At 68.2% G+C, this 12845-nt stretch carries 7 protein-coding genes; 1 reads left to right on the top strand and 6 read right to left on the bottom strand.

Features of this window, described 5'->3' with window-relative positions:
* Window positions 1-59: 59 nt before the first annotated feature.
* The 5 genes from G582_RS16940 to G582_RS0114380 form a co-directional block, all read right to left on the bottom strand.
* Window positions 60-3041, bottom strand: coding sequence for a GGDEF and EAL domain-containing protein (locus G582_RS16940; RefSeq protein ID WP_051247345.1), 2982 nt, complete (start codon window positions 3039-3041; stop codon window positions 60-62).
* Between the two features lie 215 nt (window positions 3042-3256).
* Entirely contained in the window at window positions 3257-6250 is a 2994-nt protein-coding gene (locus G582_RS0114395; RefSeq protein WP_028840414.1) for a TonB-dependent receptor plug domain-containing protein, read from the bottom strand.
* Between the two features lie 251 nt (window positions 6251-6501).
* Complete coding sequence (locus G582_RS16935; RefSeq protein WP_051247342.1) at window positions 6502-7425, bottom strand: hypothetical protein; 924 nt, start codon at window positions 7423-7425, stop codon at window positions 6502-6504.
* A 227-nt stretch (window positions 7426-7652) separates the two neighbouring features.
* Window positions 7653-8570, bottom strand: coding sequence for a 5'-nucleotidase, lipoprotein e(P4) family (locus tag G582_RS0114385; protein WP_028840413.1), 918 nt, complete (start codon window positions 8568-8570; stop codon window positions 7653-7655).
* 80 nt (window positions 8571-8650) lie between these two features.
* Window positions 8651-10645, bottom strand: coding sequence for a UvrD-helicase domain-containing protein (locus G582_RS0114380; RefSeq protein WP_028840412.1), 1995 nt, complete (start codon window positions 10643-10645; stop codon window positions 8651-8653).
* A 108-nt stretch (window positions 10646-10753) separates the two neighbouring features.
* Here G582_RS0114380 and G582_RS0114375 point away from each other — a divergent pair, with 108 nt between their 5' ends.
* Window positions 10754-11374 carry a thymidine kinase gene (locus G582_RS0114375; protein ID WP_028840411.1) on the top strand — a complete coding sequence of 207 codons (621 nt, stop codon included), beginning with the start codon at window positions 10754-10756 and terminating at the stop codon, window positions 11372-11374.
* 24 nt (window positions 11375-11398) lie between these two features.
* Here G582_RS0114375 and hslU read toward each other — a convergent pair whose 3' ends face one another.
* Window positions 11399-12772 (bottom strand): ATP-dependent protease ATPase subunit HslU, encoded by a 1374-nt coding sequence (gene hslU, locus G582_RS0114370; RefSeq protein ID WP_038054475.1) that lies wholly within the window; start codon window positions 12770-12772, stop codon window positions 11399-11401.
* Window positions 12773-12845 lie beyond the last annotated feature (73 nt).

Below are 12845 nucleotides of genomic sequence, written 5' to 3'. Positions count from 1 at the left end.
GCCCGCCGTCGGCAGGCGCCGGCAGCTGCCTGCGCCGGGCGGGTTTCATGTGACGCCGTTCACGCTTTTGCGGGGGCGATGGCCGTGGCCGCCGCCGCCGCGGCCTGCCAGTGCCCGGCCGGCTGCGGTCGCCCGAACAGGAATCCCTGCGCGTATGCGCAACCGGTCGCCAGCAGCGCCTGCCGCTGGGCTTCCGTCTCCACCCCTTCCGCCACCACGTTCAGGCCCAGTGAGCGGGCCAGGCCCTGCACCGCCTCGATGATCGCCAGGCTGCGGCGCGCATCGGGCTGGTCGAGGTCGCTGGTGAACGAGCGGTCGATCTTGATCGAACGCAGCGGGAACCGGTGGACATGGCTGAGCGAGGAGTAGCCGGTGCCGAAGTCGTCCAGCGCGGCGCCCACCTGCGCGTCCTGCAGCCGCTGCAGGATCCGCGCGGCGGCCTCGGGGTCCCCCAGCAGGGTGCTTTCGGTGACCTCGATGCGCAGCCGTGCCGGCGGGAACCCGGTCTCCTGCAGCAGGTCCAGCAGGCGCTGGTCGAAATCCTCGTACTGGAAATGGCGCGGCGAGATGTTGATGCTGATGAAGCCGTCGTCCGCGACCAGCGCTGCGCCTGCGGTGCAGGCCAGCCGGTACATGTGCCAGTCGATCGCCTCGATCAGGCCGCTCTCCTCGGCCACCGGCAGGAATTCGCCGGGCCCCAGCAGGCCGCGGGTGGGGTGCTGCCAGCGGATCAGCGCCTCGTAGCCCACCGTGCCGCCGTCGTCGAGGCGGACGATGGGCTGGAAATAGGGCACGAACTCGCCTGCATGCAGCGCCTGGCGCAGCTGCAGCTCCAGTTCCAGCACGTTCATCGCCGCCTTCTGCTGGCGCTCGTCGAACAGCACGAAGCGCTGCCGGCCCGTGGCCTTGGCGCGGTACAGCGCCACGTCGGCGTCGTGCAGCATCTCGTCGATGGTCTGGTAACGCGGGTGGCTGATGGCGATGCCGATGCTGACCGAGGCCAGCAGGTCGCGCTCGCCCACCTGCACCGCGGCCTGCATGCGCGACTGGATGCGCTGGGCGATCTTCACCGCGGTGGCGGGCTGGACGCCTTCCTCCAGCAGGATCGCGAATTCGTCGCCTGACAGCCGGGCGACGATGTCGGGGCCGCGCACGCAGTCCAGCAGGCGGCGCGAAACCTCGCGCAGCACCGCGTCGCCGGCCAGGTGGCCCAGGCTGTCGTTGAACAGCTTGAAGCGGTCGACGTCGAGGTACAGCAGGGCGAAGGCGTGCTGCGGGTTGCGCTGCTGGCTGGACAGCGCCCGCTCGAGGCGGTCGCGCAGGTACAGCCGGTTGGGCAGGCCGGTCAGCGGGTCGTGCATGACCTGGTGCTTGAGCTGGGCTTCCACCTGCTCGCGCACCGAGATCTCGCGCCGCAACTCCCGCGTGCGTGCGTGCACCCGCTGTTCCAGTTCGGCGTTCAGCGACTGCAGGGCTTCGGCGTGGCGGCGGCGCTGCACGCTGCTGGCGATCTGGTGGGCGACGAAGGTCAGCAGTTCGGCGTCCTCGCTGCTGTACACCAGGTCCGGCCGGTAGCTCTGCACCACCACCAGGCCCATCACCCCGTCCGCGCCCAGCAGCGGCGCGCCCAGCCAGCACACCGCGGAGGTGCGGCTGGCGTGGTGGCTGGCGTCCATCTCGCCCGCGGCGACCAGGTCGCGCACGCCCTGGTCGTCGATCAGCAGCGTCCTGCCGTGGCGCAGCGCGTATTCGCTCAGGCCGCGGCCCAGCGGGCGGTTGCCGCGCTCGTCGCCGGCCACGTCGACCGAATACGGGATCTCCAGCTGGGTGCCGTCGGCGGACAGCAGCGCGATGTAGAAATTCTCCGCGTAGAGCAGTTCGGCCACCGCCTGGTGGAGGCTGCGGTAGAAATCCTCGTCGCGTTCCTGGTTGTTGGCCAGCGCCGCGATCTTGTAAAGCGTGGCCTGCAGGTGCGCCGCCCGCTCGCGTTCGGCGATCTGCATCTGCAGCTGCAGGTTGGCATCGGCCAGCTCGCGGGTGCGGTCGGCCACCCGCCGCTCCAGCGCTTCCTGTCCGCGCTTGCGCTCCACCGCGTTGAGCACGTGCTCGGCGACGAAGCCGAGCACCGCGCAGTCGGACTGGGTGTAGCCCACGCCTTCGCGGTAGCTCTGCACCACCAGTGCGCCCACCACGTCGTCGTTGCGGCGCATCGGCACGCCCATGAAATCGACCGACGGCGTGCCCAGCTTGTTCTCCCACGACAGCCCCAGCATCGCGGCGACCTGTTCGGACGCGCCGCGTACCGCACGGCCGTGCCGGATCAGCCCCAGGGTCAGGCTGCCGCCCAGTTCGGCGATCGGGATCTTCCGTTCCGGTTCGTACATGCCGGCGTCTTTCTCGTCGGCGAAATAGATGAAGCGCAGGGTTTCGTGCTGGCGGTCGTACAGGGCGATGTAGAAATTCTCGGCGTACATCAGCCGGCCGATGATCTGGTGCAGGCCGCGCAGCAGACTCTGCATGTCGCGGTCGGAGGCAGCCATGTCGGCAATCGCGAACAGCGCATGCTGGAGCTGCTCGGCCTGTTCCAGGTCCTTGACCGAGGCGTGCAGGCGCTGGATCGAGAACAGCTCGGACAGGCGCCGCCCGGCCAGCGCGAGCAGGCGGCTGGCGGTGTTGTCCAGCGTCGCCAGGGCGCCGGGCGCGGCCAGCAACACCGCGCCGGCGTCGGCCGCACCGGGAGGCAGCAGCTGGGTATCCGGGGCGCTGCCTGCGGCCAATGGCCGGCCGGCGAAGGCAGCCTCGGCGGCGCCGCGACGGCCCATGGTGTCGGCATCCGCGGGCTCGAACAGCAGCTCGCCGTGGTCGGTCCAGGCCACCGCCTCGGCGGCGACGCCGCAGCTGGTCAGGGCGTCCACCAGCGCAGCGGCAGCGGCGCGCACCTCGGTGGCGGTCAGGATCGACAGGCCGGAGGCGGCAAAGGCGGTAGCGCCCGCGGCGCTGTCCGCGCCTGCACCCGTGATTGCCTGCCCTGGATCGATCATGCGATTGCCCCGCGGTGGTCCCACTGGAGGCCGCCCGCGACTGCGGCGGGCGGCTGTACAGCAGTGTATATCGGCCGATGCCCGCGCTTCTTGCGTCGCGCGCGTATCGCCGGCGGGCTTGGCCACCGCGATAGCTGCCTCGCCCGGTGTTGGGGGATGCGCCAAAAAAAAGCCGCCCCGAAGGGCGGCTTGGTGTGGCTTGCAGCCGCGTTGGATCAGAACTTGTGGGTGTACTTCACGTACATGAAGCGACCGATGTCGAAGCCACCGTAGTAGTTCACGTTGGCGCTCGGCTGGGTGTACATGGTCGGGCCAATCTTGTTGAACACGTTGTTGGCGCCGATCGACACGTTGCCGTCCCACGGCAGCTTCACGCGCAGCTGCACGTCGTTGAACACGGTGGCACCGTGGACGTTGCGACGGCGGATGGCGCTGGCCGGGTTGGTGGTACCGGCAACGTAACCACCGGTCGGGGCGTACTGGATCTGGTTGCACTCCAGGTTGGCCTCGTTCAGGCCCGGGACGAAGTACGTGCAGCCTTCCGCCATCGAGGAGTAGTAACGGGTCATCCAGCTTGCACCCCAGATGCCGCGCTCCCAGCTCAGGTTCATGTTCGAGCGGATGCGGAAGGTGCTGGTCACGCCCACCGACGACACCGGGTAACGCGGGTCGTTGGTCGAGATCAGCACGTCTTTCACCGTATAGGTGCTGTTGGAGGTCACCCGGAACGCACCGATCGACTCCCAGTTCCAGCGATAGCTGACGTCGAAGTCGAAGCCCTCGACTTCACGATAGCCGGCGTTGCGGCTGCCGAAGGTCACGTGCGGGGTGCCGTCGGCACCACGGGTGAACAGGGCGGCGCTGCAGCGGGACGCGAGGCCCTGCACGTAGCAGTCGTTGAGGATGTTGCTGGGGCTGTCGGCTACGATGGTGTTGTCGATGCGGATGTGCCACCAGTCCAACGCCAAGTTCAGGCTTTCCACCCACTCCGGGCTCCAGACCATGCCAAGGGTCTTGGTCTTGGAGGTTTCCGGCTGCAGCAGCGGGTTGGCGCCGCTGGTGAAGGCGATCGGGGTCTGCGTGTTGGGCGAACCGGCCAGACCGGTCTGGCTGCGCTGGCGGTAGGTGCTGGCCAGTGCGCCGAGGGCACCATTGCCGCCGACGCCGTTGGTGCAGTTGCCGCGTGTAGTGGCGTTCTGCGCCGAGCTGCCGAACAGGGTGTCGCAGGGGTCGGTGAAGAACGAGAACGTCTCCGAGCCGCCGCCATACAGGTCGGCGATGGTCGGGGCGCGGAAGCCCTCGGCCACGGTGCCGCGCACCATCAGCTGGTCGATCGGCTTCCACACCAGGCCAAGCTTGCTGTTGGTGGTGTCGCCGAAGGTGTTGTAGTCCGAGTAGCGGCTGGCGAAGTTCAGGGTCAGGTCCTTGGCCAGGAACATGTCGCGCAGCAGCGGCGCCTGCACTTCGACGTAGAACTCCTTGACGTTGTAGCCGCCCTGAGTGGGCTTGGCCGCCAGGTTGGTGGAGCCGCCGGTCACCGCCAGTGCGTCGGGGGTGAAGGCACCGCTTTCCTTGCGGTATTCGGCGCCGAACGCGAAGCCCAGATCGCCGGCCGGCAGGCTGAACAGCGAGCCGGTCAGGTTGGCCGCCCAGATCTTGGTGGTGGTTTCACCGGTCGCGTGCTCTTCCTGGAACAGGTAGTCCTGCAGCGCCTGGTTGCCGGTCAGCGAGCCAGGACCGCTGGCGCCATACGGCAGGAAGGGGTTCCAAGCCTGGCAGCCGGCGATCGGGGCGGCGGCGGTGCCGCAGCGGACCTGGCCGCTACCGTCGAGGTAGGAGGGGCCCACCGCGTTGCGGACGTTGGCCAGGTTGAGGTTGCCGTAGCTGGACTGGATCAGCTCGTTGCTGTTGTGCATGTAGCTGATGTCCCAGTCCCACGGCTTGTCGGCCATCAGCTCGAAGCTGCCTTCCACCGACGCCAGGAAGCGATAGGTGGTGAGCTCGGAGCCGGACACGCGCGGCACTTCCCAGGTACGCCGCCACCAGTTGCTGATGGTCGCGCCGGTCGGGTTGAAGTAGCTCTGCGCCGACATGGGGGTGTTGAACGAAGCTGCCTGCATCGGGTAGCCGGCCACGGTGCGCTCGGAGGAGCGGTTGCTGTAGAGCATGCCGACGCTGGCAGTGATGTTCTCGGTCAGGAAGTAGCTGCCGTCGATGTTGATCGACTTCGACTCCAGCGGGGTACGCAGGTCGGTCTGCTCGAGTGTATTGGTCTTGTGTTCGATGCTGCCGGGCGTACAACCGGTGCTGGCGGTGGCGCCGGCGCAGCTGCCCGTGTTGGTGTTCTGGCGGATGTAGTCGGCCGGGTTGCGCGGGTTGCCGCCCGGCTTCAGCACCACGCGGGTGCCGGTCGGGATGCCGGGAATCGCGGTGGTGGCGGTGGTGACGAAACCACCGTAGCCGCCTACCGTGGTCCAGTTGTCGGTCGGGTGCAGCGGACCGCGCGGGTCGCGGGTGAACCAGCGGTCGGTCGCGCCGACGCCGTCTTCCTTGCGCCACTCGGCGGACAGCACCAGCGAACCCTTGTCGCTGCCGAAGCCCATCACCATGTCGCCCTTGCGGATGGCGCCGTCGCCTTCGCTGTACACGCCGTAGTAGGCGCTGGCCATCGCGCCTTCGAAGTTCTGGCGGGTGATCACGTTGATCACGCCGGCGATCGCGTCGGAGCCGTAGATCGACGAGGCGCCGTCCTTCAGCACTTCGATGCGCTCGACCGCGGAGGCCGGGATGGTGGAGATGTCCGCCAGGCCGCTGGTGGTGATGCCGAGGCGGCGGCCATTCAACAGCACCAGGGTGCGCGCTGCGCCAAGGTTGCGCAGGCTGATGAAGGTGCCACCGGCGGATTCACCGGACGACAGCGGCGAGGCGCGCGACAGCGGCGGGGTGCCGGTCGCGGTGATGTTCTGCAGGATGTCCGCCACCGACTGGAAGCCCTGCTTCTCGATGTCGTCGCGGGTGATGAAGGTCACCGGCTGGCTGGTTTCGACGTCCACCTGGCGGATGCGTGAACCGGTCACCACCAGGGTGTCGAGGGTCTTGGCCTTTTCCTGCCCCTGATTGGCGTCCTGGGCGTGGGCGATGCCGGTGCCGCTGCCCAGTACAAGTGCCGCCAGAACTGCATCCCGCAGCCGGTTGGTCTTGAATTGCATGATTTCAACTCCCCAAAAGTCATGTCGTGGTCCACATGGACGGCCAGACCCTATCAAGAAGTTACTGACTCGTGAAGTTGTCGTTCCCAATTCATGAAAAAAACAGCAAGAGGTGCCGCGAAATAGCGCAATTCCGCCAAGTCCCCGGAGATTGTTCTATTTGCGCCGCGAAAATATGCCGGAAACGTGGCCCAGCATGATGCATGCGGCGAATCATGTTGCAGTGCGGCGTGAAGTTGCGGCGACTACGCTCAGCGAGCGGGGCGCGGACCGCCCAGCGACTGCTCCGCGCGGCGCACGAAATTGGCCAAGTACCAGTGGCCGTCGATGCGCACCGCGGGGGCCAGCGCGTCGATGCGGGTACCGGCGAAGGTGTATTGCAGGCGCAACTGGGCGCTGTCGCCGGTCTGCTGGAGCAGGCTGACGTGCAGGCTGCGCAGCGCGGCGTCGACATCCAGGCCGTATTGCAGGCGCAGCTGGGCCAGTAGGGTGGCGAAGAACGGCGACAGCCGGTTCAGGCTCTGGGTCATGCCAAGGCTGGCGAACGCCGCGTTGCCTGCCTTGCCCTCCAGCCCGCTGCGCACCGCGGCTGCAGCCAGGGTGGTGAAGAACGGCCGTGCGCGCTTGGGGTCCGCCAACGGCGCCGCCAGCGCCCAGTCCCCCAAGGCCTGGATGGCCTGGGTGATGTGCGCGCGTTCTTCCTCGCTGTAGTCCGCGTCTTTCCGCACATATTCGCCGCCGAATACCACCAGCGTGCGTACCGCCTGGTCGATGTCCTTGTCGGCATTGGCGAACTGGCGGCGGTAGGTCGCCATCAGCGCCTTGTCGGCGTGTGGTGCCTGCAGGGCGACCAGCATCCGTGGGATGTGGGTATCCAGCGGCAGCTCGTCCAGCGGCCAGCGGCTTTCCCCGCGAGCCCACGCAGCCTGCAGCTGCGTGTGCAGCGCCGGTGGCACCGCCAGCCGGGCGAAGCCGGCGCCATCGCGTGCCAGCAGGCGGTCGCGCAGCACATGCACGGCATCGGCGGGGCGGGTTGCGGCCTGCGCCACCGTATCCACGGCGGCAGGGTTGGGGCCCGGGCCACGCTGGCAGGCCGGCAACCACGGCAGCGCCAGCCCCAGGCACAGGACCAGCGCGCAGCGTCGGTAGCGGTTGGCGATATCCGCGGCAGGCATCGGCGGAGTGTCGGCGGGTGCGCCTGTCGGCGCAAGCGCGGCAGCGGCCACGGTTGCGTGCCGATCAACAGGATCAGAAAGAAAAAGAGGAGGCGCTGGGCCTCCTCGAATCCGGCAGTGCCGGTGGACGACAGTTGTGGCATGGCTCCGGCGGGCCGGATGCCGGCAGCCTAACTGCATCCGGTACTTAATGCAACGTATGAAGTTTCTCTGCGTAACTGCCTGATTTATTTTGCAATATCCAGCGCATCCAGCTTGGACTGGCGACGCGCGCCAGCGGGCTCGCTCCACGCGTTGTTGAACAGGGCCGGCTCCCAGCTGCCGTAGCTGGGATTGGGCAGCATGAACCAGCGCTCGCCGAACCACGCCCGGTACCGGCCGGCCAGGTCGGCGCGTGCCTGCGGGGTGTTGGAGACGATCTGCGCAAAGTCCCCCAGCTGGTCGCCGAACTGCATCAACACCCGGTACTGCTGGCCGGCCAAGCGGCGCCGGCAGTCCTTTTCGCTGCCGTTCTGCTCGCAATCCTCGACGAAGGTCCCCAGGCCCAGGAACACGCCATCATCTTTCACCGGCATGCCGACCGCGCGCAGATTGGCGATGGTGGCGTCCTTGAGGTGGGTGGCGCGATTCGAGATGTAGAGAATGGTCACGCCGCGCGCGCTGGCGGCCTTGGCGAAATCGACCACCCCCGGCACCGGCTTGGCCTTCGCCTCCGCCACCCACTGGTCCCAGGTGACTTCGTTGTAGTCCTGGCCATCGTGGATCAGCCGCGCCTGGTAGGGCGAGTTGTCCAGCACGGTTTCGTCCACGTCCATCACCACCGCCGGCCGCAGGCCGGTGGCGGCGTTGGCGCGTTCGCCCGGCACCAGCGCATCCCACTGGCGGTCCTTCAGGGCCCGGTCCAGGTGGCTGACGGCGGCGTGGTAGATGGTCTCGGTCACCGCGCCGTATTCCGCCGTGCGCTGCATCCACACCACGGCATTGAGATTGTCATGCGGCGCGGCAGCTGCCTCCGGCGCAGCCGGTGCGGCGGGCGTGGCAGGCGCCTCCGGGGCAGGCGGCGGAGCGACGGGCGTCGTCCGGCAGGCGGACAGGACCAGGGTGGCTGCGAACAGGGAAACGGTGAGGGTGCGGCGCAAGGGCATGGGCGGTCTTCGGGGTGGGGCGAGATGGGGCGAGATGGGGCGAGTTTACCCGCCAGGGATGACGGCTTCCGGCGCGTCGTTCAGTCCGCCAGCATCGCCTGGATGTCGGCAAAGCTGGCGCGGCGGCGCTCGGCTTTCTGCACCGCTTCGGCTTCCGGGTCGGCGCCATCGCGTTGCACTTCCGCCGCAGGCAGTTCGTCCAGGAAGCGGCTGGGTGACAGCCGCAGCTTGTCGCCCCAGCGCTGGGCTTCCTTGGCATGCGACAGCCACAGCCGCTCCTTGGCGCGGGTGATGCCGACGTAGAACAGGCGTCGCTCCTCGTCGATGCGGCCTTCCTCGATGCTGGCTTCGTGCGGCAGGTTGCCGTCTTCCACCCCGACGATGAACACGAAACGGAACTCCAGACCCTTCGATGCGTGCATCGACATCAGCCGCACCTGGTTGCCAGCATCGCCCTTGTCGGCGTGCGATAGCAGTGCCAGTGCCGCCGCCAGTTCGCCCGGGCCGGAGGTCTTGGGGCCGTCGAACCAGTCGGCCAGTTCGTCGAGGTTGCGCCGGCGCGCCTGGAACTGCGCTTCGTCCTTGCAGGTGGCGCGCAGCGCAGCCAGCAGGCCGGAACGCTCGTTGAGCTTGCGCACCAGTTCCGCTGGCGGCAGCGTACGGGCATCCGCGCGCAGCCCCTGCACGATGGCGGCGAAGCCCTGCAGCGCGTTGGCGGCGCGCGCCGGCAGCTGCTGCGCCACCGCCATCGACTCGGCGGCGCGGGCCAGCGGCAGGTGCTTCTGGTTGGCCAGCTCGCCCAGCTTCGCCAGCGTGCCGGCGCCGACGCCGCGGTTGGGCGACTGCACCGCGCGCAGGAAGGCGGCGTCGTCGTCGGGATTGGCCAGCAGGCGCAGCCAGGCAAGCACGTCCTTCACCTCGCCGCGGTCCAGGAAGGCCGTGCCGCCGCTCAGGTGGTAGGGGATGCGCAGCAGCTGCAGCGCTTTCTCCAGCGCGCGGCTCTGGTGGTTGCCGCGGAACAGGATGCAGACCTCGTTCCACGGCAGGGTGCCGTCGGGTGCCGCGTGCTGCTTGGTGATGAACTGGATCTCCGCCGCCACCTTGTCCGCCTCGTGGGCGGCATCGCGGCACTCCCAGACGCGGATGCGCTCGCCGTCGGCGGCCTCGCTCCACAGCGTCTTGGGGTGCTCGTGCGGGTTGTTGGCGATCAGCGCATTGGCGGCGCGCAGCACGCGGTTGGAGCAGCGGTAGTTCTGCTCCAGCTTGATGATCTCCAACGCCGGGTAGTCGCTGCCGAGCGCCAGCAGGTTGTCCGGGTTGGCGCCGCGCCAGGCGTAGATGCTCTGGTCATCGTCGCCCACACAGGTGAACTGGCCGGCGTCGCCGGCGATCGCCTTGAGCAGGCGGTACTGGGCGTCGTTGGTGTCCTGGCACTCGTCCACCAGCAGGTAGCCGATGCGCTCGCGCCAGCCCATCCGCGCGTCCTCGTCGTTCTCCAGCAGCTGCACCGGCAGGCGGATCAGGTCGTCGAAATCCACCGCGTTGAACGCGGAAAGGCGCTGCTGGTAGCGCGCGTACAGCGCCGCGGCCTCGCGCTCGCGGCTGCTGCGCGCCGCTTCCGCCGCCTGTTCGGGCGACAGCCCGGCGTTCTTGGCGCGGCTGATCAGCTGTTTCATCGCCTCGATCGCGTCCGGCTTGCTGCCCGGCGGCAGCAGGTCCTTGATCTGCGAGGCGGAATCGTCGGCGTCGAAGATCGAGAACCCGCGCCGCAGCCCCAGTTTGGCGTGGTCGATCTGCATGATCTTCAGCCCCAGCGCGTGGAAGGTGCTGACGGTCAGTTCCTGCGCGGCATCGCCCTTGATGCGCTTGCCGACGCGCTCGCGCATTTCGCGCGCGGACTTGTTGGTGAAGGTGATCGCGGCGATCCGCCGCGCCGGATAGCGCCCGCTCTGCACCAGATGGGCGATCTTCTCGATGATGACGCGGGTCTTGCCGCTGCCCGCGCCGGCCAGCACCAGCAGGGGGCCTTCGGTGTGCAGGACGGCTTGGCGTTGCGGAGGGTTGAGACCGTGCATGGAGCGGAAGTGGGAAGCTGCGAGGACGCGGGCGGTTATTCTGGCATCGCCGTCCGCGGCCTGCGCCCCTGCATTCCACCCATTCGCCAAATCCCACTGCCCCGCCCGATGGCCAAGCTCTATTTCTATTACTCGGCGATGAACGCCGGCAAGACCACCACCCTGCTGCAGTCCGCGTACAACTACCGCGAGCGCGGCATGCGGGTGGCCATCCTGACCCCGAAGCTGGATTTCCGCGCCGGCAGCGGCACCGTGGCCTCGCGGATCGGCCTGCAGGCCGATGGCATTGCGTTCGACCGCGATGCCGACCTGCAGCGGATCGTGGAAACCGACATCGCCGCCCGCGGCCCGCTGCACTGCGTGCTGGTGGACGAGGCGCAGTTCCTCACCAAGCCGCAGGTGTGGCAGCTCAGCGAAGTGGTGGACGCGCTGCGTATCCCGGTGCTGTGCTACGGCCTGCGCACCGATTTCCGCGGCGAGTTGTTCGAGGGCAGCCAGTACCTGCTGGCGTGGGCGGACGAGCTGTCCGAGATCAAGACCATCTGCCACAGCGGCAGCAAGGCGACCATGAACGTGCGCATCGACGCCCAAGGGCGCGCGCTGCAGGACGGTCCGCAGGTGGAGATCGGCGGCAACGAGCGCTACGTCTCGGTGTCGCGCAAGGAGTTCAAGAAGGTGATGCGCGGCGAAGGCAGCATCGAACCGCTGCAGGCGCCGCTGCCGCTCTGACGGCGGCGCGCCCGCGCGGCGGCGTCACAGGATGTAGCGGCTCAGGTCCGGATCCTGCGCCAGTTCGCCCAGCTGGGCGTCGACGTAGGCGCGGTCGACGGTGACGCTGCCGCCCTTGTCCGGCGCCTCGAAGCTCAGGGTTTCCAGCAGCCGCTCCAGCACCGTGTGCAGGCGGCGTGCGCCGATGTTTTCCTGGCGCTCGTTGACGTGCGCGGCGATCTCGGCAAGGCGGTCGATCGCCTCGGCCTCGAAGCGCAGCGCCAAGCCTTCGGTCTGCATCAGCTCCACGTACTGCCGGGTCAGCGCGGCCTTGGGTTCGGTCAGGATGCGGACGAACTCGTCCTTGCCCAGCGCCGACAGTTCCACCCGGATCGGGAAGCGGCCCTGCATTTCCGGAATCAGGTCGGACGGCTTGGCGAGATGGAAGGCGCCGCTGGCGATGAACAGGATGTGGTCGGTCTTGACCGGGCCGTATTTGGTGCTGACCGTGCTGCCTTCCACCAGCGGCAGCAGGTCGCGCTGCACGCCTTCGCGCGACACGTCCGCGCCCATGCCCTCGCTGCGCTTGGCGACCTTGTCGATCTCGTCGATGAAGACGATGCCGTGCTGCTCGCAGGCTTCGATGGCGGCCTCGCGCACGTCGTCCTCGTTGACCAGCTTGCCGGCCTCTTCCTCGATCAGCAGCGGCCGCGCGGCCTGGATGGTCATGCTCTTCTTGTGGGTCTTGCCGCCGGAGATCTGGCTGAACATCTGCCGCAGCTGCTGGCCCATTTCCTCCATGCCCGGCGGCGCCATGATGTCCACGCCGATGTTCATGCTGATGTCGAGTTCGATCTCGCGCGCATCCAGTTCGCCGGCGCGCAGCTGTTTGCGCAGCTTCTGCCGGGTCGACGATTCCTGCGCGGACGGCTCGGCGCCGATGTCGATGGTGGTGGTCTGCGCCGGGTTGAATCCGAAGCCCGGCGCGGTTTCGCGTTTCGGCAGCAGCGCATCGAGGATGCGGTCTTCGGCGCGTTCCTCGGCCTGCGTGCGCACGCGCTGCTTGGCCTGGTCGCGGTACAGCTTGACTGCGGTGTCGGCGAGGTCGCGGATGATCTGCTCGACGTCCTTGCCGACGTAGCCGACCTCGGTAAAGCGGGTGGCTTCCACCTTCACGAACGGCGCGTTGGCCAAAGTCGCAAGCCGGCGCGCGATTTCTGTCTTGCCGACGCCAGTGGGCCCGATCATCAGGATGTTCTTCGGCATCACTTCGTTGCGCAGCTCCGGCGCGAGCTGTGCGCGCCGCCAGCGGTTGCGCAGGGCGATGGCCACCGCGCGCTTGGCGGCGTGCTGGCCAATGATGTGGCGGTCGAGTTCGGCGACGATCTCGCGCGGGGTCATGGAGGAGGAGTCGGTCATCGGTGCTTCCTTGGCTGCGCCGTGCCGGGGGCGACCCGATCAAGTCGCTCCCCGATACTCGCTTGGTTGATCG

This window comes from Thermomonas fusca DSM 15424 (assembly GCF_000423885.1).
GTDB classification, from domain to species: domain Bacteria; phylum Pseudomonadota; class Gammaproteobacteria; order Xanthomonadales; family Xanthomonadaceae; genus Thermomonas; species Thermomonas fusca.
The sequence above is the reverse complement of the archived record's forward strand: the minus strand, read 5'-3'. Positions and strand labels throughout refer to the sequence as shown.

Bases quoted from the DNA above. Each gene is read 5' to 3' on its own strand.
- hslU (WP_038054475.1), bottom strand. From the start codon at position 12,772: ATGACCGACTCCTCCTCCATGACCCCGCGCGAGATCGTCGCCGAACTC.
- G582_RS16940 (WP_051247345.1), bottom strand. From the start codon at position 3,041: ATGATCGATCCAGGGCAGGCAATCACGGGTGCAGGCGCGGACAGCGCC.
- G582_RS16935 (WP_051247342.1), bottom strand. From the start codon at position 7,425: ATGCCTGCCGCGGATATCGCCAACCGCTACCGACGCTGCGCGCTGGTC.
- G582_RS0114395 (WP_028840414.1), bottom strand. From the start codon at position 6,250: ATGCAATTCAAGACCAACCGGCTGCGGGATGCAGTTCTGGCGGCACTT.
- G582_RS0114380 (WP_028840412.1), bottom strand. From the start codon at position 10,645: ATGCACGGTCTCAACCCTCCGCAACGCCAAGCCGTCCTGCACACCGAA.
- G582_RS0114375 (WP_028840411.1), top strand. From the start codon at position 10,754: ATGGCCAAGCTCTATTTCTATTACTCGGCGATGAACGCCGGCAAGACC.
- G582_RS0114385 (WP_028840413.1), bottom strand. From the start codon at position 8,570: ATGCCCTTGCGCCGCACCCTCACCGTTTCCCTGTTCGCAGCCACCCTG.